Below are 19,975 nucleotides of genomic sequence, written 5' to 3' on the forward strand. Positions count from 1 at the left end.
AGCAAGCTAATTTGTTCAGTTTTGTTCAGTTTTGTTCAGTAAATGCATACCTTCAAGCGATTGATTAAATTCAGCTTTTATATTTTTTGACGCTCAGCCATGAGTCGAATAGCTTCATTAGGATGCTGCTTTAGAAAATCGTAGGATAACTGCCAAGCTTGCTGACTAAGTTAGGGTTTTCTTTAATGACTTTTGTTGAAAAAGAGACGGTATCTAATATTTCATTCGGGATCTCGGCGGTGGTAAATATTTTATGATTGGCTTGTTGCGGGTCATTGAGTATTTCAAATGAATAGGGAGGATAAGATACCATGGCATCAATTAAGCCGCTGTCTAAGGATTGTAGAGCGTTTCCTTGTTCGACATTAACAACTTCTACATCATTTAAAGACATACCATGTACAGTAAGCGCTCTGGCTAAAATATAGATACCGAGAGAGCTGACTTCACAACCAATTTTCTTGCCTTTTAAATCGCTTAATGATTGATAAGGAGCTTGACTTAATATCACGTCACCTCCGTTGGAATAATCCGCCAATAAGACCACTTTTAAAGGTGCTCCTCCAAACTCTTGCGCTTGCACCGCTTCGACTATAGTGCTAGCAAAACCATCAACTCGGCCACTAATGTAAGCTCTTTGTGCATCAGAATGAGCCAGTTCTATATTTAGTCCCACGTCTTTGAAAAACCTTTTTTCAGCTAAATAGAGTAACTCGTACCCAGACCAAGGGTTGATAGCGATAGTGATAGTGATAGTGATTTTATTTGTCAGAGGCTCATGACTACAAGCGGTAAGCATGAGAGAAAGCAACAGGCTGACTGTGATTCGTAGCATGACTGTATTCTTGAATAAGTGTAATTTAGTTATTAGATTAGTAGAGGGAAGGATGAATCGCCAACGAGATCTGTTAATTGAAAGAAACCTAAATCTAGTCATAAGATTGATTTTATGAAGAAAAAAAAGCCCTAAAAAATTAGGGCTTTGGTTTGGATATAGTTGAAGAGTTATAAGCTGTAGTAAAGCTCGAATTCAACAGGGTGAGTCGTTTGAGCTACACGAAGAACATCTTCAGTTTTAAGCTTGATGTAAGAGTCGATGAAATCGTTGCTAAATACATCACCGCGAGTCAGGAATTCACGATCTGCATCCAAACACTCAAGTGCATTTTCTAGTGATGTTGCTACGGTTGGGATCTCAGCAGCTTCTTCTGGAGGAAGATCATATAAGTCTTTATCCATAGCCTCACCAGGATGAATCTTATTTTGGATGCCATCTAGACCAGCCATTAACATAGCTGAGAATGCTAGGTATGGGTTAGCCATTGGGTCACCGAAGCGTAGCTCGATACGGCGGCCTTTCGGACTTGGTACTACAGGGATACGGATTGAAGCACTACGGTTCGCAGCAGAATATGCCAGCATCACTGGCGCTTCAAAATGTGGCACTAGACGCTTGTACGAGTTAGTTGCTGGATTAGAGAAAGCATTGATAGCACGTGCGTGCTTAATGACGCCACCAATAAAGAATAATGCTACTTCGCTCAACCCACCATACTTATCACCAGCAAATAGGTTAGTGCCATCTTTGCCTAGTGACATATGCACGTGCATACCGCTACCGTTATCGCCAACGATAGGCTTAGGCATAAAGGTTGCTGTTTTGTCGTAGGCGTGTGCTACGTTATGAACGACATACTTAAGCACCTGAACTTCATCAGCTTTTAGCGTTAGCGTATTAAAGCGTGTTGCGATTTCGTTCTGACCGGCTGTCGCCACTTCGTGGTGATGTGCTTCAACAACTTGACCCATCTCTTCGAGGATCAGACACATTGCACTACGAATATCTTGTGATGAATCAACTGGAGGTACAGGGAAGTAACCGCCTTTCACACTAGGTCTATGACCTGTGTTACCACCTTCATAGCTCTTACCTGAGTTCCAGCTGGCTTCTTCGGCATCTAGCTTGTAGAAGCAGCCTGACATATCTGCACCGTATTTAACGTCGTCAAATAGGAAAAATTCTGGCTCTGGGCCCACTAAAACGGTATCGGCAATACCAGTGGAACGAAGATAATCTTCTGCTTTCTTAGCGATTGAACGTGGGTCACGGTTGTAACCTGTCATTGTGGCTGGTTCTAAAATGTCACAACGAATGTTAGCAGTGGTATCAGCAGTAAAAGGATCCAGTACGAAGCTTTCAGGATCTGGCATTAATACCATGTCTGATTCGTTAATGCCTTTCCAGCCAGAGATAGATGAGCCATCGAACATCTTACCATCTTCAAAAAAATCGGCATTGACTTGATGTGCCGGGATAGAAACGTGTTGCTCTTTTCCTCGGGTATCGGTAAAGCGCAGATCAACAAACTTAACTTCTAATTCTTCTAGTTGTTGTAAAACTGATTCAGCTGACATTCTAAGTCTCCGAGTAGAGTAAAGGTTTTTTAATTTAAATAAGTACGTATCGCGATTTTGGTAAAGAATAAGCTAGACTTGTGCCATATTTATAACTGGTTGATTTTATTGTATTCAGTTGATGTATATCATTATTAAATATAAAATAGAGCACCAATGTGGTGCAGCCATTGTTCCGTGTTGGTGCGGCACCCATCTTGGTGCGGGTGAGATAAAACTGATTATTCAGGGCTGTCTAAAAAATAATCCTGTGCGAGAGCCCTAGGCTAGAGTAGAATGACACGTTTTTTATTGCAACAGCTATTATTTGAGCTGTTACAAATACCCCCTATATTTTGATGGATAAGAGGTTTATCTGTGTTAGAGAATTTACGTAACATCGCCATTATTGCACACGTCGACCATGGTAAAACAACCTTGGTAGATAAGTTGCTATCACAGTCTGGAACTCTTGAGTCTCGAGGAGAAGCCGCTGAGCGGGTGATGGATTCGAACGATCTTGAAAAGGAGCGTGGAATCACGATTCTGGCAAAGAATACTGCCATCAAGTGGAATGATTACCGTATCAACATCGTTGACACTCCAGGTCACGCCGATTTTGGTGGTGAAGTAGAGCGTGTTCTATCTATGGTTGATTCAGTGTTGCTACTTGTTGATGCTGTTGACGGTCCAATGCCACAAACTCGCTTTGTGACTAAGAAGGCTTTCGCACTAGGCCTTAAGCCTATCGTTGTGATCAACAAGATTGACCGTCCAGGCGCACGTCCTGATTGGGTTATCGATCAAGTATTCGACTTATTCGACAACTTAGGTGCAACTGATGAGCAGTTGGACTTCCCTATTGTTTACGCTTCTGCGTTGAATGGTTTCGCAGGTTTGGATCCAGATATCACTGAAGGTGATATGACTCCGCTGTTCGAAACTATTGTTGAGAAAGTATCTTCACCAGACGCTGATAGCGAAGGTGATTTACAGATGCAAATCTCTCAAATCGATTACAACTCATATGTAGGTGTTATCGGTATTGGTCGCATCAAGCGTGGTAGCATTAAGACTAACCAACAAGTTACTATTATTAGTGCCGATGGCACTAAGCGTAACGGTAAAGTTGGTCAGGTTCTTGGTTACATGGGTCTTGACCGCAACGAAGTTGAAGTCGGTAACGCTGGTGACATCGTCGCCATCACTGGTCTTGGCCAGCTGCTAATTTCTGACACAATTTGTGCTACTACTAACGTAGAGGCATTGCCTGCTCTATCTGTAGATGAGCCAACGCTGACTATGACCTTTCAGGTCAACACTTCTCCATTCGCTGGTAAAGAAGGTAAGTACGTCACGTCACGTAACATCCTTGAGCGTCTGCAGCAGGAATTAATTCACAACGTAGCATTACGCGTTGAAGAAACTGAAAGTCCAGATCGTTTCCGCGTATCAGGCCGTGGTGAACTTCACCTTTCAATCTTGATTGAAAACATGCGTCGTGAAGGTTACGAGCTAGCCGTATCACGTCCAGAAGTTATCGTTAAAGAGATCGATGGCGAGATGTGTGAGCCATTCGAAAACTTAACTGTTGACGTTGAAGAGCAACATCAAGGTTCTGTTATCGAGCAACTGGGTATCCGTAAAGGTGACATGAAGGATATGCAGTTAGACGGTAAGGGTCGTGTACGTATCGATTTCGTTATCCCAAGTCGTGGTCTAATCGGTTTCCAAACTGACTTTATGACTGCTACTTCAGGTTCTGGTCTAATTTACCATTCATTCGACCATTACGGTCCAGTGAAAGGCGGTGATATCGGTCAACGTGCTCGTGGCGTATTGATCTCCAACGCTACCGGTAAAGCACTGACTTTCGCTCTGTTTAACCTTCAAGCACGTGGTCGTCTATTTATTGGTCACGCTGCAGAAGTTTATGAAGGTCAAGTTGTTGGTCTGCACGCACGTGCAAACGATTTGACAGTTAACTGTTTGAAAGGTAAACAGCTAACTAACATGCGTGCATCGGGTACCGATGAAGCGCAAGTTCTGACTACTCCTATCACAATGACACTTGAGCAAGCGCTTGAGTTTATCGATGATGATGAGTTGGTTGAAGTAACGCCGCTGAACATTCGTGTTCGTAAGCGTTTCTTGACAGAGAACGAGCGTAAGCGTCACAACCGATAGTTATTGCTTCGTTAACTATGGTTAACCTGTAAAGGTTAGCTGTAGTAAAAAGCCCTGAACATGAGAGTGTTCAGGGCTTTTTGTTACTTGCAGCTGAACAAATGTGTAATGTAGTTGGTATAATACCAATCAGTATAAAGATGTGATCGCTCAGCGAGAATTTAGCACTTCTGAGGTAAGGCAACGAGTGAAGAACATAGTTATTCTACGTTTTAGCTCGTTAACACAGCATCAGAAGTGCTAAAACTCGCCTTTTAGGCGTGTTTTTGGCTGCCTACTTCTGTGTTGAATGAATTCACAAGGGAACAACCATTCCATCATCCATTTGCCTTGAATTAGTTTGCCAAAAACCACGCTGAGTAGATCACTTTCTTATACTGGTTGGTATAATCACGTGACGAGACCTCGAGGTAGAGTCAACAGACGGCCACGAGAGTGCTCCCTATTTTCAAATCGCTTAAAGAAATAAAGGTTGTGACCATGAAGCGGATCCTATCCATTCAATCCCATGTGGTATTTGGCTGTGCCGGTAACAGCAGTGCAGTATTTCCTATGCGTCGGCTCGGCATGGAAGTGTGGCCAATTAATACTGTGCAGTTTTCTAACCATACCCAGTATGCCCAAGGGTGGAAAGGCACAGTAATGGCAGCCGGTCAGATCACTGAGTTAGTGCAAGGGCTGGATAATATTGGAGAGTTAAAAACCTGTGATGCTATTTTAAGTGGCTATTTGGGTAGTGCGGAACAAGGTGCCGAGATTATTGCGGCCGTAGCAAAAGTAAAAGCGGTGAACCCCAAGGCAATCTATTTTTGTGATCCTGTGATGGGACACCCTGAAAAGGGCTGTATTGTTACACCTGGAGTGCAGGAGTTTTTTAAAATTAAAGCCTTAGCAGCAGCTGATATTCTCGCGCCTAACCTTCTAGAACTTGAAACACTGACGGAGCGCCAGTTGCATAATCTCGATGAGGTTATTGATGCCTGTGAGAGTCTACTAGAAGCGGGTGTGCAGATGGTGCTGGTTAAGCATTTGGCCAAAGCAGCAACTAACCAAGCGCAATTTGAAATGTTGTTGGTGGATAAGAGCGGCAGTTATTTAGTGTCTCGTCCATTGTATGAGTTTGACAAGCAGCCTGTTGGTGTTGGTGACTTAATCAGTGGTTTGATGCTGGCTAATCTGCAAGCTGGCTATCCATCTGTTGAAGCGTTTGAGCGTACAAATGCAGCTGTGGATGCAGTGTTACTGGAAACGTTTAATCAACAAGCCTATGAGCTGCAATTGATCCGCACTCAAGATGCCATCGCATCGCCAGTGATCAATGATCGCGCCAAGCGAGTGAACTAAAACGCAGTGGTAAGGGCTAAGATTAGCCCTTTTTTATCGGAGTTTAAAAAGCGCCCGTTGCGCCGGGGAATACCACTGGGCTGACGTTGCCATTGGCACTCACACTCGCGACACCGAACAGGTAATTGTCGATCACCATATTCTCCAGAGTGAAAGATTCAACTTTGCCGACATAACGGCTGTGAGTCCATTCAGACTCAGTAGTTAGGCGCCAGTAAACCCGATATCCAGCGACTTCTTTTTGTGGACTTAGCTGCCATTTCAAACGAGTACTTGGCGATACTTGACCCTCAATAGTTACTGCATTTGGCGGCGCAGGTGCCCAAGCCATTGATGCCAGACTAATAGCATTTAACGCCGTGATCTTGGCATTAAAATTAAAGTCCACCCCTTCAATCACATCTCCATAAGCAACACCACTTTCAACACGAATATCTTGGTGTTGGCGGTGATAGTGTTCGTTAGTTTCCATGATTCGCACTGCAGGGAGACCCGCCTTATTAAAAGGGAAATGGTGTCCGCCACGGCCAAAACGGTCTAAACGATACACCAGCATGACATCCAAGTTAGTCATGTATTGATCGGCCAAGGTTTTAATTTTTCGAGCGAGATTTCGCGAAGCAGAATCATTCTCCCCGCCACTGAAATAGCGTTCTTTGGCCTCCTTTTGGGTCTCTGCTATGCGTACACCTTCAGAAAATACCCGCACAGAATGGTTGTTGATAATGCCATTAATGCCCTTAATATTGCCGATCATGTCATTATTTAATACCGCCTCGACCTGCCAACCCTGATCTTTGGCGTATTGAGCTAAAGTTGTGCCACCATATAAGCCTTGTTCTTCACCGGACAGGGCTGCATAAACAATTGTTCCTGCAAATTGATACTTGGATAGCACTCGAGCAGCTTCAATTGCCCCAGCAACTCCAGAAGCATTATCGTTTGCTCCCGGTGAGATCGAGGTTGAATTCATCGCATCACTCACCCGTGAATCGATATCACCGCTCATTATCACCACGCGTTTAGGATCTAAATTCCCATGTTGAATCGCTATCACATTGACCACTTCAGTCGGATCTGGAATACGTTTTCCGGATACGGTATCGGCTAAGGTTATGACCTTTAAACACCCTCCACACTCCTTTGAAATACGTTCAAACTCTGCTTGGATCCAACGCCTAGCAGCGCCGATACCTTGGGTATCGGACTGAGTCTGTGACAGGGTATGACGAGTACCAAAGCTTACTAACTTTTCAACATCTGATCTTAGCCTTTCAGGGCTTGTTGAGGTTGCAATATTATATAAACGCATATCTTCTTGTGAAGGTGCGATGAGATTAGCTGAGCTAGTGGTTGACCATAGTGACAGTGCAATAGCGATAATAGACAAGCGGCTTAAGGGAGTAATTTTGGAAGTCATGCTTGCTTCTCTTTGATGTTATTATGTACAGCACCTTAGCAAAATAAATACTGCGTATATTGAATTTTTAACATAGAGAATTGTTAACAGTTATGTCAAATATGTCTTTAGTGTCTAACCATTAATACTAAATATCTATCCACGGCAAATGGAACGACCGCCATCAACCTTGATTGAGGTTCCAGTCACAAAGTGGTTTGTCATGATGAAATCAATGGTTTGAAATACAGGGTGAAAGCCCGCTTCAAAAGGTAATAGGGTTCCCTTAAGAACCTGTTTTTTTTGCTCTTGTGTATGTTGTGGAAGGAACTGTAGTGGTCCAGGCATAATAGAGTTACAACGAATACCAGGAGCAAACTTTTTAGCGAAAGAGCGAGTTAAGTTTTCCAAACCAGCTTTGGTTGAACAATAGAGTGAGTATTCTGGGGTAGGGTTGTCGGCGTAAATATCAGTCATATTAACTAGAACTCCCGGGTTTGCCTCATCAAACATATGATGTTTTAGTGCATGGATTAATAAGTTAGGGAAAAGCATATGAACTTGAAAAAAAGCCACAAACTTGGTTTCCATATCTTGATTATTTTCAGGATCTTGTTCGAAAATGGAGGCGTTGTTGACGAGGAGGTCGATACGTTCAACTTTTGATCTGATAGCAGTAACGGCTTGTTCGACACCGTGTTTGTTGTAGTTATCAATTTGAACCGGATGGAAATGTGCTGAGTCGATGGAAGTAAACTCATCAGGTTTATTGCGAGAAATGGCGAATACTCTGTCACCTTTAGCAATGAACTGTTCGGCTAAGTAGAGTCCTAATCGACGACTCGCTCCGGTGATCACCACTGTTTTCATTTTCTCTCGCTTAGCTTATAACCTTTAGCACCATAACTTATCATAGTTATTATATTAATTATCTTGTGAATTTGTATAATTCTAAGAACGTAAAGTATGAGAGATAATTGTTCCTCGTTGCTCAAATGTTGTTTGCCGCTATCATGTTATTCGGCTTAAATTTAAGCATATTGTTAGATTGACAGCCTTTTGCATCTTCCCTTCCTAATGGGCAAGGAGATAGTTCGTAGAAAAATGAGGATTTAACGTAAAGTTTATTATCTTCCCTTTTCAGCACCCCCCTCTTTTTTAAGTGACCAAACATAATATCGAGCTTAATCACACTAATATGGAGTATGTCCGCAATCTCCTCTCTGGTTAACTTTAAACTTACTTCGAGCCATGGAGTTGAAAAATCAACCTTTAGCACAACTAATAGATCAAATAAAAACTTGGTTAGCTTATCTTCTGGTGATGATGTCAGTAGAAATATTGCGAGTGCAGTTTGTCTCTCCATAAAATAGTTAGAGTCAAACATGAATTCGGTGAATAGGGCGGTGTCTGTTTCTGCAAGGTTGTTTATTATTGACTTGTTGATGATGATTATCTCACTATCTCTTGCCGCTTTAATATTTTTGCAACAGGTGCAATTATCTTTTAATAGCAAGTGATAATCAGTCAGCCTATTGGGTAGAATAACATTTATGAATTTAGGCCTAGAATAATCATTAGTTCGTTTGATATAGAAAAGTAGTCCGGACCCAACATAGATAAAGTTATTCAACAGTATATTCTTTGATATATTACTGCCTTTCTTTATTGTTTGGTGAGTGCCGTGAGATATTAAGAATTTGGCAATATTGGTTTTAACTACTTCAGGGAAGAAGATAGTAGACCCTTCCTTCATTTCAGTATTAAGTGATATAGCTTGAACCATGATCCAGCTCCGCAATAATCAATATTCATTGATATGAACTACATGTAAATGTATTTGGCAGTATAAGTTAAAATCGAAATTTAAAGTTCACAATTACCCGCTAGCTTTCCAGAATGTGAATGTAATCACGTAAAGAATCAAAGTATGAAGTGAGCTTGAATGTGGTGAACACAGAAAAGCCTTATTTCAATTATGTTACGCATATCACATAGTTTTAAAGATCTTACATATCGATATGAAGGTTTTTAATCACGGTATTTGTTCCAATAACCTCAGAGATGATTAGATGTGTTAATCAGTAACTGTAATAGCCCGATTATTCGGTACGGTTTAACTTGTCGTTAAATTCAATCGGTTACTCTGAGTTAAAGGTTGCTTGTTCAACATGTAAGAGCGCTGCAAACCTAATAATCCTCTCTAAAGTTACTTTTTTATCAGCGATGTTCTCGCTGCTGAAAAAGGCTAAGCCTACTGATTTACCACATATCAATAACATTAAAGTCTGATGAATAGAGATGACTCTATTTCGAAGAGGGGATTTTTAAATGCGATGTTTCTTACAATTCATGCTTTTAATTAGTTGTGGATTACTCTCATATTCAAGTGTTCATGCCGCTCCTTGGGATGAGTTGTCGGCAGAACAACTTGAACAGCAATTAACCCAGAAGTTTGCAGCGGGTGAGTACTCTGCTAAAGGGGCGGATTCCTGCCTGATGTGTCACCGCAAAAATGAGGCTGTGATGGCTCTTTTTGATGGGGTTCATGGCCAAGAGAGTGCGGTCGATTCTCCGATGGCTGGGCTGCAGTGTGAAGCCTGCCACGGTCCTCAAGGTCAACACTTTAAGGGCGGCAAAGAGCCGATGATTAGCTTTGGTCCTGAGAGTCAATTGTCTGCCAGTGCGCAGAACAGCGTGTGTCAGGGTTGCCATCAAGATGCCGAGCAGATGGCGTGGCACAGCAGTACTCATAACTTAGAAGAGATAGCCTGCGCCGACTGCCATGTGGTGCACAGTGCCACAGACCCTGTGATGGACAAGCTGAGTGTCAATGACACTTGTACGTCTTGCCACAGCCAAGAAAAAGCCGACATGAGTAAGCGTTCATCGCATCCACTTAAGTGGGACCAGATGACCTGTATCGACTGTCACTCCCCCCATGGCTCGATGAGCGAGAGTGCCTTAAACAAGCCGAGTATTAATGATACCTGCTACAGCTGTCACGCTGAAAAGCGGGGGCCATTCTTGTGGGAGCATGCCCCGGTGACGGAAAACTGTGTGACCTGTCATAACCCTCACGGCAGTGTGAACGAGGAGTTGCTTAATAGTCGTGCGCCGCAGTTGTGTCAGCAGTGTCACGCCAACGACGGTCATGCCAGTCGAGTGGTGGTGGAGCCGGGGATGGACGCCTTCGGTGGTGGCAAGAGTTGTTTGAATTGCCACAGTCAAATCCACGGGTCTAACCATCCTTCAGGCAGCTTGCTGCAACGTTAATGGAGCTTTGAGTATGTCATTTAAATTGAATGTGATAACCCTGTCGATATTGGCGATGTCAGGGTCAAGCATGGCGGCGGACTTTGCGGTGAGCAAGGCCAACACGAGCAAGGTTAATACCAGCAAGTACGAGTGCCAACGCTGTGGTGATAATAGTGGATACCGGGGCCTAGTGTCGGTGTCAGCGGGCTACAACGACATTGACGATGCACATGCGGGTAATGCGCTGGGCACGGGTGAAGATGGCGCGATAGGCGCGGTCAGTGGGGATGTGGCTTATCGCAGCGGTACTGGCTATCAGGCCAATATGCAGGCCCATCAGCTGGGGATGGACAACAGCTTTGCGACCTTAGCGGTGGGTAAAGCGGGGCATTACCAGCTCGGGTTGGATTACAGCAGCATCAAGACGTTTGATGCGGGGGATGTGCAGAGTAAGTTGTGGCACAACGACGGGGTGTTAACCCCAAGTGAGCACATTAATGTGTTTGACCTGGCCCTTGAGCGGGAGAAGGTGGGCCTAGGGCTGGAGTACGGCCGTGATTTCTACAGCGGTTTTGTGCACTACAGCCAGGAAGCGAAGACGGGGTACCAGTCGAGCAGTATCGTGACGCCACGCCCAACTAATTTCGGCCTGCCGGTGGACTCGACAACGAAACAGTGGGATGCCGGGCTGGGACTTAGTGGTGACAACTGGCTCACCGAGTTGAGTTATTTCGGCAGCTTTTATGAGAACAAGATAGGCGATTTGAGCTTGCCCTACCTCGATGATGTGTTTGCCGCCACCCCAGATAACCAAGCGCACCAAGTGTCGCTATCGGGTCAATACCGATTAAACAGCACAGTGCTGAGCGGCCGTGTTATCAGTGGCCGCATGATACAGGATGAAGACCTTATCCAGATGAGTGGCAACCCGCTGCAAAGCTGGGACGGTCAAGTGGATACCTTAGACGGTCATTTGGCGGTGACCTCGATGATAACGCCGCGCCTGCGCTTAGGCGGCAGCATCGATTACAGCGAGCGTGACAATCAAAGTTCGGTAGCAGAATTCGCCCAGTACCATTTCAACAGTGTCACTGGCGCGTTTAGACAAAATGTGCCCCAAGATATCGAGCGCAACACCTACAAGGTTAATGGTAGTTACCGCATCGCCAGTGGTTACCGTGTGCAAGCGGGCTATGAGCGTAAAGAGGTGGAGCGCAGTTTCAGTGAGCGTGAGCAGACTGAGGATGACAGTTTGTGGATGCGCTTTAACGTGCGGGCGTTCGACAATTTCAACATCAAGCTCAAAGCAGAGCATGCCAATCGCAGCGGGTCTGAGTATGAGACTAACGCGCTGACCTCTTCTGAAGAGAACGCCTTGATGCGCAAGTACTACTTAGCCGACCGCAGCAGAAATGCGGTGGAGTTGAGCATCAACCATACGCCACTGAATTGGCTGAGCGTGGATGTGAGTACCCGCTACGCGAAGGATGACTATGACGAGACGCAAATCGGCTTAACCGAATCGGAAGATTATGGCTATGACATCAATGTGAGCGTGCAGTTGAGTGAGCATGTGAGCGGCTATGGTTTTGCGGGTCAGCAGTGGATTAACTCAAACCAAGCGGGAAGCCAAGCCTATAGCAGTCCGGACTGGTACAGCGACATTGAGGATGAGTTTATCAACTTAGGGGCGGGATTAAGCTACGGCGGCTTAATGCAAGACAAGCTGACTTTAGGGCTTGATTACCTGTTTAGTAACTCGATAAGTGACACCTATGTGACGGCAGATGCGAACGCTTTAGAAAAGAGCTACCCGAGTGGTGATTACTACAGCTACAACCACAGTGCGAGTGTGTATGCGGACTATGCGCTGAATGAGCAGATGGCGTTGAAACTGAGTTATCGGTATGAGCGTTACTACGACACCGATGGTGCGGTAACGGATGTAAACAGTGTCCCGGGTTTGGTGACCTTGGGTGATATCAACCATGACTATAACGCACACCAAGTGATGTTGTCGTTTAGCTACAGATTGCGTTAAGGCGCAGTTGGTGTAATAAATCGCAAGAGGATATATCAATGGAACGTAGAAGTTTTTTGAAAGCGAGTGCGGCGCTGGGTTGTGCGGCGACAGTGGTGGGTTGTAAGACGGACTCGGATGAGGTGAATGTGGTACCGCCACAGCCGCCGTTACCGGAAGAGCAGATGAACTGGTCTGCTTGTCTAGTGAATTGTGGCTCTAACTGTCCGGTTAAAGTGTTTAGCCGCGATGGGGTGATCACTCGAGTCGAAACAGATCATGAGACCACAGATGAATATGGTGTCAATCATCAAATAAGAGCTTGTGCTCGGGGTCGCTCTTTAAAGCAGCGCACCTATGCACCCGATCGCTTAAAAACGCCAATGAAACGTGTTGGTAAACGTGGTGAAGGTAAATTTGTACCAATCAGCTGGGATGATGCCGCAGCAGAGATTGCGAGTGAGTTACAGCGAATCACCAACGAATATGGGAATAAATCTATACTTAAACTCTATGGTACGGGTGCTTACTATGGATTTTCCAGCTCGTCCTGTTTTAATCGTGTACTGAACCTAAACGGTGGTTTCTTAAACATCTATGGTAACTATTCATGGGCGCAGCAAAATGAAGCTGCATCAGCGACGGGGTTTGGCAGTACTTCAGGTTCTAATTTATTAGCGCTTAAAGACAGTGACCTATTCCTCGGGATTGGCTATAACCCAAGTGAGATGCGTCAAAGTGGTTCTGGCGAAGGTTATGATTACCTCCAGGCGTTACAGAGCAATAATAATCTTGAAGTGATCATGGTCGATCCTCGTTATACCGACTCTATGGCGGGTAAAGAAGATCATTGGTATGCGATACGCCCCGGCACAGATGCAGCATTTGCCGAAGGTATTGCCTTTGAAATGATCAGCTCAGGCTGGGTTGAACGTAATTCAAAGGAATTTCTGGACAAGTATTGCGTAGGCTATGATAAAACCTCACTCGAGGAGTTGATCGAACAGTTTCAAGCCAGTGGTGATGAATCAAAGACTCAATATATTCCCTACATTAAACCGGAAGATAACTACAAGGATTATATCTTAGGTGAAGGGGCCTTTGCCTTTCAAGGACCAAGGACTCCGGAGTGGGCCGCTACGGTTTGTGGTATATCAGAGGATAATATCAAGTCCGTAGCCAATAAAATAATGAATGCTAAGGCACCATTTATTATCACTGGTGCAGGTGTAAACCGTCATGCTAACGGTGAGCAGGCGATGCGTTCTTGTTACATGCTCTCATTCTTGACCGGTAAGGTGGGTCAACCAGGTGTGAGTAATGGTGCACTTCCAAGTCAGAGCAGTTTGAGTCGCAGTGGTATGTCGGGCTTATCTAATCCTGTCAAAGAGAGTATCTCTTTCTTTACTTGGGCGGACGCCATCGTGCGTGGTAAGGAGATGACAGCAAGAAAAGATGGGGTGCGTGGCCTCAAGGATCTAGATACACCGCTAGGGGCAAATGTTAAAGCAATATTTGCAATTAACAGTAATGCATTGATCAATCAACATTCAGACTGTAACGGTACCGCGAAAATTCTCGAGGAAGAAGGGGATTGCGAACTCATCGTGGTATGTGATTGCTGGATGACGCCGAGTGCTAAGTTTGCCGATATCATATTACCAGACACCAGCTGGCTGGAATCTAATGATCTGGTTAATGACAGTTATGCTTCTGGCATCATGGGTTATCTAGTGGCGATGAAAGCGGCTGTAGAACCTATGTGGGATTGCAAGTCCATGTATGACATGTGTGCGCTAATTGCCGATAAAATGGGTAAAAAAGGCGAATACACAGAAGGTAAAGATGAAGCGGGCTGGTTAGCAGAGCTGTATGAGCGTACACGTAACAATGCAAATAATGCTGCGGCTGAACCTGCTTTACCCGCTACCTATGAAGAAGCACAAAAGATAGGTGTTTTCCGTGCTTTCAATGGCACCCCTAAACTGGCCTTAGATAGTTACATTAATGGTGGTAAACCACTTAGTACTCCTTCAGGTAAGATTGAGATCTATGCACTTTCTATGGCACAAAAAGGCAGTGAATGGACCTTCGATGACACAGTCAAAGGTGATTACATTTCGGCGATTCCTATGTACCAAGCAACATGGGATGGTTATGACGATGAAGATACCAAGACCGAGTATCCACTGCAACTTATGGGGTATCACACTAAGGGACGTACACACTCAAGTTTTCATAATGTTCCTTGGTTGCGTGAAGCTGCAGAAGATGCAATTTGGATGAATCCGCTCGACGCCGATGCACGCGGGCTTGCTCAAGGTAGCAAGGTTCATGTCTGGAACGATCGCGGTACCATTGAGTTACCGGTACGTATTACTCCAAGGGTTACGCCTGGGGTTGTGGCTTTGGGGCAAGGTGCCTGGTATCAGCCAGATCTAAGCCGTATAGGTCCTTCTGGACACGCCATCGATGCGGGGGGTTGTATCAACACATTGACCCGTTATCAACCAAGCCCATTGGCAAAAGCGAACCCACAACATACCAACCGTGTACAGATTGCAAAAGCTTGATGGAGTAATAAGAAATGACCGAAATAACTCAATATGGTTTCTATGTAGACACTAGTAAGTGCACAGGCTGTAAAGCATGCCATGTATCATGTAAAGATAGAAAAGATTTGCCGGTAGGTGTTAACTGGCGTCGGGTATATGAATACGGCGGTGGTAGCTGGAGCACTAATACCGATGGCAGTTTCGAGCAAAGTATCTTTGCTTACTATATGTCGCTTGGTTGTAACCACTGCTCTGAGCCTGTGTGTGTTAAGGCTTGCCCGACAGGCGCCATGCATAAGCGTCGCGAAGATGGCTTAGTTCATGTTGCCCAAGACTTGTGTATCGGTTGTGAGAGCTGTGCTCAAGCCTGCCCTTATGATGCACCTCAGTTAGATCAGGAACGTAAGGTGATGACCAAGTGTGATGGTTGCTTTGAGCGCATCGTCCAAGGTCGTAAGCCTATTTGTGTCGAGTCTTGTCCGCTGCGTGCATTAGACTTCGATACCATGGATAACCTACGTGCTAAATATGGTGACGGTGATGGGCATATAGCACCACTGCCATCGCCTTCAATCACCTCACCTAACCTGATCATCAAGGCTAATGTACACGGTCGTCCGGCTGGTGGTGAAGGTAAGATCCTTAATCCAGCAGAAGTGTAGTTAAATTATAGATGGCGCCAATTCTATTGAGCGCCATTTATAGCTTCTATTTTAATAGGGTTCTATTTTATTGAGCCCTTTTTTATTGATGCCTATGTTTATTCGGTGTCATTTGAGCATCATTTTATCGAGAGTTGATAGTGAAAACAGATCTCACAAATACCTATCCAGAGCTGCAAGCTATTGCACGTGTATTGCATAATGTTTTCTTGAGTTACCCAGATGAGGCAATGATGGATAACTTTATTGTAAGTCAATTAGATGAAACTTGGCCTGAACTGACAAGCTCTGACACTCACCATCAGGGTATAGCATTACTTAAATCATTTTTTAGCCAGTGGCAGCCTGAGAAAATAACCGAACTGAAACTCGATTATGGCCAACTCTTCTTTGGTCCTGGAGAGCCCGCCGCTATGCCTTGGGGTTCAGTCTACTTAGGTGAACAGCAACTGCTCAACGATAAATCGACTGTAGAGTTAATGGCGTTCTATAAGCACCATGAGATCAGCTTTAAGCTGGATTATCATCAGCCTCTGGATCATATTGCTCTGTTTTATGGCGTGATCGATCAATTGTTAGATCTGTTAATCCTTGAGCCAGATAATAAACGGGCACAGGACACCTTAGTCGTACTGCTGCAACGGCATATGCTTCTCTGGTCTGGGCGTTGTTTAGTGTTATCTAAGACCCATGCTGAAACAGATTTCTATAAAGGGGTAGCGTTATTAGCGGAAGATTTCGAAATGGTGTTAGTTAATCAGTTTAAATTGGTTCCCATGCCAATGCGGTTGTACAAGTAACATAAGGCGTCATAACCGTCACTAACCTTTATTTACAGTAAAGATAATCCGAGTCGGTTAAAGGAGTCCTCCAAGGACACCAATTCACCTTGGAGCGATAAAATGAAGTTATCGGTATTATGAACATAGGCTATTAGAATCTATTCTTTACAATAAATCGCCACTCCCACTCATTGACTTCGACGCCGGTGGTGAAGGGCATGCTGATATCGATATGGGCGACATTGCCATAACTGGAACGAGAGGAGTAGATGCGGGCTCCTATGCCAACACTACCAATGGGACCAGAGATCTCATTGCCCGCATCTTGGCCTCCTGTCGCTTGACCTACATCCACAAAGGCGGCCCAACCAAGTTCAGCGAGTTGATATAGATTAATGTTAGGATAGTTACGTAACTCAGCGGTAAATAACCATTGATTATCGCCATGCTGATAGTCATTGGGGTAACCGCGAATGCCAGTGTCATCCCCTAAGGCAAAGGTTTTATCTAGGTAATTATTTTTAGAGGTACTCAATCGGCTTTTGGCATAGGCAGTCCATTTCGGACTGATCTGATAGAAGTACTCTGCCATGGCATTAACCTGGTAAACGTCCTTTTGTTGAGTGGAAAATATACCGATACCATCGAAAGAGAGCAGAATTAAGTCTTGATTACCTTGGTAACCCCGAGTGGTCTTCCAGTCGATATGGTAACCAAGTGATGAATCACCTAAATCTTCGGTTTCAAAGCCAAGTTTAAAGTAGTGGTGCCAACCTAAATTAAAGTCTTCGTTGTAGTTAATTAAGTGAACATTGTTGAGCACTTTATAGTCATCTTGCAGGTATTCGTAGGCAACCCAGGGGTAGAGAAAATTTCTACTCTTAGGAAGAGTGGTATCTGGGTAGTTATCAAGATTGGCAAACTCATTCCTATCACGGGTGATACCTGCGATAAGGCGAGTTCGTGAGTTGGGAGTGTTATGAACTCGCCAACCATATTGAAGATTAAAATAATCTTGTTTGTGTTCAAATTCGTTGATGTTCATGCCATTTTGTCTAATGGTGTCGGTTCTGAAGTCATCAAGATAACTAACACCATACATGTTAGTCGTATCTAAGGTATAGAAAGGTTTATCAAAACGGAACTGAGTCGCTTGCCCGTCACTGTTATCATGAAAACTTGCCGCGATAGTTGAATGCTCTATCAAACGATCCACTGGTACTTTCACCGCAAACTTGTAGCCAGTTCTGTCATTGGTGGATTTATACTTGATCCGAGTGCGGATGCCTAAGCCGAGTAGATTATCCTCTTTTAGTCCGATAGAAAATTTACTGTCTCCGCCGCTTCGACCGACACTGACTGTCGGCAAAAGAGACCAGTTGTCCCAGGTTTCTACTAAAACAACTTCACCCTCATCAGGAGCGTCTGCATCGGGATCCCTCTCGGCAAAACTGATTTTCGCATCACGAATATAGGGCTCAGATCTTAAGTTTCGTTGTGCCTCTTCGATATCTTTTTGACTTACGATGCTTTGTTCGGTAAACGTGAGTTTGTATAAAATGGTCGATTCTTGGGTATTAATATGGAGATAATTGGCCCAGTCATGGATAAAAAAGCTGTCTGGATCAGATTCATCGAAGATGGGGTGACTGGTAACTATAATTTTATGTAATGACTTTTTTTCTGTTAGCGTACCTGTTTTTCCTGCCACTTCTTCGGCCATACTGATCTGAGAAGCGAGGAGGTAAATACTGGTAGAAATTAGATACGCCTTGTATGTCACGTTAGATACACCTTAATTTGATTTAAGTTAGTATGTTCGAAGTGAGGCTTAAACAAGCTGATTACAAGTTAATAACACACCTAGGTGAAGGGTTAGTCAAGCAAGAAATGAAAATAACGTGATGATTTAATTTAAGCAAAGTGAAATGCCGCAGTGAGTAAAGAGCTCTTTGCTGTTGAATTTTTTTAAGTGAGTCTGTTTGTGATTAGAGTGTTCTTCTGGGAGAAACTGCGACGTTGGCAAAGATCAGTCCAGCAATGAGAGACATGAATATCAGAAATATCTGACTACCGATATGAGATTGGTTAAGCATGGTTTCACCTGAAATGAGGGTATTCAAGCCAATGTAGGTTTTACTTCCTGGGACGAGTATTACTATGCCTTGCAGTAAAGCAATGGAGGCAGGGGCTTTCATCCAACGAGCAAACAGGTTCGAGTAGACGCCAACAGCAAAAGCGCCAAAGAAAATACCGATAGAGTCGCCTAAATAGATCCCGCCTAACATCGATGAGCAGAAGGCTACGATACCAGCTAACACCCCCCAAGGAGCATCTTTCATGCGTGCTTTAAAGATGATGACTAATGCCATTGATAAGATGGGCACAGCAGACCAGATAGCGAGTGATGGCAGAGAGTCGGGCTCAAGGTAGAGCGCTTCACCGAAAATAGCAGTACCAACTACCATGCCGAAAATGACGCCAAAATAGAGCTTGAAAAGCTGCATACAGGCGTCCATTATGCGTGCGGTACCCGAAATGAGATCTCTGGATGCGAGTTCAGCTAACCCTAAAGTGAGTGCTAGTCCGGGGATAAAGACAATGATGCCAGATAAGATCACCACGGGAATATTAATACTGGGATCGAGTTGCGCTATGCCACAGGTGATAAAGGCGCATAATATCGCAGCCAGAGGTTCGAGCATTTCAGCCATACGTTTGGAATGCTCGGCGCGATAGACTAGACCAAACACCATAATGCCTAACAGGGCAGACCAGAATACATCGTTCCAGCTGGTTTCCATCAACATAGCAAAAGCGCCTGCTGAGCTACCAAATGCTAATAAGGTTAATAGCGGGCCATAGGGAGGGGGCTTATTGGCTATTTCGTCGAGTCGCTCTAAGGCTTCGTTAAGGCTTCGTTTTCCGGAAACTAACTCTTCGACTAATTCATCGGTTCTTGCCAGTGAGCCCAGATCCAGTTCGCCAGGTTTTACCCTAGCAACATGGTTATATTCCTGTTCATCGTTACGCTGGAGTACGAAGGTCATAGCGGTTGGGGATATTAAGAAGTAACCCTCTAAACCTAAGAAATTGGAGACGGCTTGAAGGTGCGCTTCGAGTCGATAAGCTGGGGTACCAAACTTATGAAGATATTTACCTAACTTAATAATGAATTTGCGCTTTTCAAGAAATGCCTGATTGTCCACTAGCAAGGTCCATTATTATTAAAATGAGTATCAAAGGTTGGTGAGTAACAAACGAGCGCATAGTAACCTAGTTTGTGTGGAAAAGGTTAATCAGATGGAAAATATTTACTTCAAAGCGATAACTTGTCATCTTGGTATTGGAAGTGATTAATAATTAGGGAAGTG

14 protein-coding genes are annotated in these 19,975 nt (G+C 44.3%); 7 read left to right on the forward strand and 7 right to left on the reverse strand.

All coding sequences use genetic code 11. The annotated features are described in order from the left end of the window. Positions 1–130 precede the first annotated feature (130 nt). Both HWQ47_RS02400 and glnA read right to left on the reverse strand, forming a co-directional pair. Positions 131–835, reverse strand: coding sequence for an ABC transporter substrate-binding protein (locus HWQ47_RS02400; RefSeq protein ID WP_269969609.1), 705 nt, complete (start codon positions 833–835; stop codon positions 131–133). Between the two features lie 170 nt (positions 836–1,005). After that, entirely contained in the window at positions 1,006–2,415 is a 1,410-nt protein-coding gene (glnA, locus tag HWQ47_RS02405) for a glutamate--ammonia ligase (protein WP_269969610.1), read from the reverse strand. Between the two features lie 357 nt (positions 2,416–2,772). On the opposite strand from glnA, the gene typA reads away from it, so the two are divergent. Both typA and pdxY read left to right on the forward strand, forming a co-directional pair. Further along, complete coding sequence (gene typA, locus HWQ47_RS02410; protein WP_269969611.1) at positions 2,773–4,581, forward strand: translational GTPase TypA; 1,809 nt, start codon at positions 2,773–2,775, stop codon at positions 4,579–4,581. Positions 4,582–5,061: 480 nt separating this feature from the next. Further along, positions 5,062–5,925, forward strand: a complete 864-nt coding sequence (pdxY, locus tag HWQ47_RS02415) for a pyridoxal kinase PdxY (protein WP_269969612.1) — start codon at positions 5,062–5,064, stop codon at positions 5,923–5,925. A 43-nt stretch (positions 5,926–5,968) separates the two neighbouring features. Here the strand turns inward: pdxY and HWQ47_RS02420 are convergent, their stop codons facing one another. The 3 genes from HWQ47_RS02420 to HWQ47_RS02430 all read right to left on the reverse strand — a co-directional run bounded on the left by HWQ47_RS02420 (position 5,969) and on the right by HWQ47_RS02430 (position 9,110). Next, a complete protein-coding gene (locus tag HWQ47_RS02420) occupies positions 5,969–7,345 on the reverse strand; it encodes a M28 family peptidase (protein ID WP_269969613.1) in 1,377 nt (458 codons plus the stop codon). 135 nt (positions 7,346–7,480) lie between these two features. After that, positions 7,481–8,194 (reverse strand): SDR family NAD(P)-dependent oxidoreductase, encoded by a 714-nt coding sequence (locus tag HWQ47_RS02425; protein ID WP_269969614.1) that lies wholly within the window; start codon positions 8,192–8,194, stop codon positions 7,481–7,483. A 121-nt stretch (positions 8,195–8,315) separates the two neighbouring features. Then, positions 8,316–9,110, reverse strand: coding sequence for a Crp/Fnr family transcriptional regulator (locus tag HWQ47_RS02430; protein WP_269969615.1), 795 nt, complete (start codon positions 9,108–9,110; stop codon positions 8,316–8,318). Between the two features lie 545 nt (positions 9,111–9,655). Here HWQ47_RS02430 and HWQ47_RS02435 point away from each other — a divergent pair. The 5 genes from HWQ47_RS02435 to HWQ47_RS02455 all read left to right on the forward strand — a co-directional run bounded on the left by HWQ47_RS02435 (position 9,656) and on the right by HWQ47_RS02455 (position 16,619). Continuing rightward, positions 9,656–10,600 (forward strand): DmsE family decaheme c-type cytochrome, encoded by a 945-nt coding sequence (locus tag HWQ47_RS02435; RefSeq protein ID WP_443020109.1) that lies wholly within the window; start codon positions 9,656–9,658, stop codon positions 10,598–10,600. A gap of 13 nt (positions 10,601–10,613) precedes the next feature. Further along, positions 10,614–12,623 (forward strand): MtrB/PioB family decaheme-associated outer membrane protein, encoded by a 2,010-nt coding sequence (locus HWQ47_RS02440; RefSeq protein WP_269969616.1) that lies wholly within the window; start codon positions 10,614–10,616, stop codon positions 12,621–12,623. A 38-nt stretch (positions 12,624–12,661) separates the two neighbouring features. Continuing rightward, the gene (locus tag HWQ47_RS02445) at positions 12,662–15,175 is read left to right on the forward strand and encodes a DMSO/selenate family reductase complex A subunit (protein ID WP_269969617.1); all 2,514 of its coding nucleotides are present in this window, start codon (positions 12,662–12,664) and stop codon (positions 15,173–15,175) included. Between the two features lie 14 nt (positions 15,176–15,189). Then, entirely contained in the window at positions 15,190–15,819 is a 630-nt protein-coding gene (locus HWQ47_RS02450) for a DMSO/selenate family reductase complex B subunit (protein ID WP_269969618.1), read from the forward strand. Between the two features lie 140 nt (positions 15,820–15,959). Beyond that, a complete protein-coding gene (locus HWQ47_RS02455) occupies positions 15,960–16,619 on the forward strand; it encodes a TorD/DmsD family molecular chaperone (RefSeq protein ID WP_269969619.1) in 660 nt (219 codons plus the stop codon). A gap of 133 nt (positions 16,620–16,752) precedes the next feature. On the opposite strand, the gene HWQ47_RS02460 is transcribed toward HWQ47_RS02455, so the two are convergent. After that, the gene (locus HWQ47_RS02460; protein WP_269971642.1) at positions 16,753–18,324 is read right to left on the reverse strand and encodes a ShlB/FhaC/HecB family hemolysin secretion/activation protein; all 1,572 of its coding nucleotides are present in this window, start codon (positions 18,322–18,324) and stop codon (positions 16,753–16,755) included. Between the two features lie 265 nt (positions 18,325–18,589). Continuing rightward, on the reverse strand, positions 18,590–19,810 hold the full coding sequence (locus tag HWQ47_RS02465; protein ID WP_269969620.1) for a threonine/serine ThrE exporter family protein: 1,221 nt from the start codon (positions 19,808–19,810) through the stop codon (positions 18,590–18,592). Between the last annotated feature and the right edge of the window lie 165 nt (positions 19,811–19,975).

Source organism: Shewanella sp. MTB7 (assembly GCF_027571385.1).
Lineage (GTDB): Bacteria > Pseudomonadota > Gammaproteobacteria > Enterobacterales > Shewanellaceae > Shewanella.

Bases quoted from the DNA above. Each gene is read 5' to 3' on its own strand.
- HWQ47_RS02400 (WP_269969609.1), bottom strand. From the start codon at position 835: ATGCTACGAATCACAGTCAGCCTGTTGCTTTCTCTCATGCTTACCGCT.
- glnA (WP_269969610.1), bottom strand. From the start codon at position 2,415: ATGTCAGCTGAATCAGTTTTACAACAACTAGAAGAATTAGAAGTTAAG.
- pdxY (WP_269969612.1), top strand. From the start codon at position 5,062: ATGAAGCGGATCCTATCCATTCAATCCCATGTGGTATTTGGCTGTGCC.
- HWQ47_RS02420 (WP_269969613.1), bottom strand. From the start codon at position 7,345: ATGACTTCCAAAATTACTCCCTTAAGCCGCTTGTCTATTATCGCTATT.
- HWQ47_RS02425 (WP_269969614.1), bottom strand. From the start codon at position 8,194: ATGAAAACAGTGGTGATCACCGGAGCGAGTCGTCGATTAGGACTCTAC.
- HWQ47_RS02430 (WP_269969615.1), bottom strand. From the start codon at position 9,110: ATGGTTCAAGCTATATCACTTAATACTGAAATGAAGGAAGGGTCTACT.
- HWQ47_RS02435 (WP_443020109.1), top strand. From the start codon at position 9,656: ATGCGATGTTTCTTACAATTCATGCTTTTAATTAGTTGTGGATTACTC.
- HWQ47_RS02440 (WP_269969616.1), top strand. From the start codon at position 10,614: ATGTCATTTAAATTGAATGTGATAACCCTGTCGATATTGGCGATGTCA.
- HWQ47_RS02445 (WP_269969617.1), top strand. From the start codon at position 12,662: ATGGAACGTAGAAGTTTTTTGAAAGCGAGTGCGGCGCTGGGTTGTGCG.
- HWQ47_RS02450 (WP_269969618.1), top strand. From the start codon at position 15,190: ATGACCGAAATAACTCAATATGGTTTCTATGTAGACACTAGTAAGTGC.
- HWQ47_RS02460 (WP_269971642.1), bottom strand. From the start codon at position 18,324: ATGGCCGAAGAAGTGGCAGGAAAAACAGGTACGCTAACAGAAAAAAAG.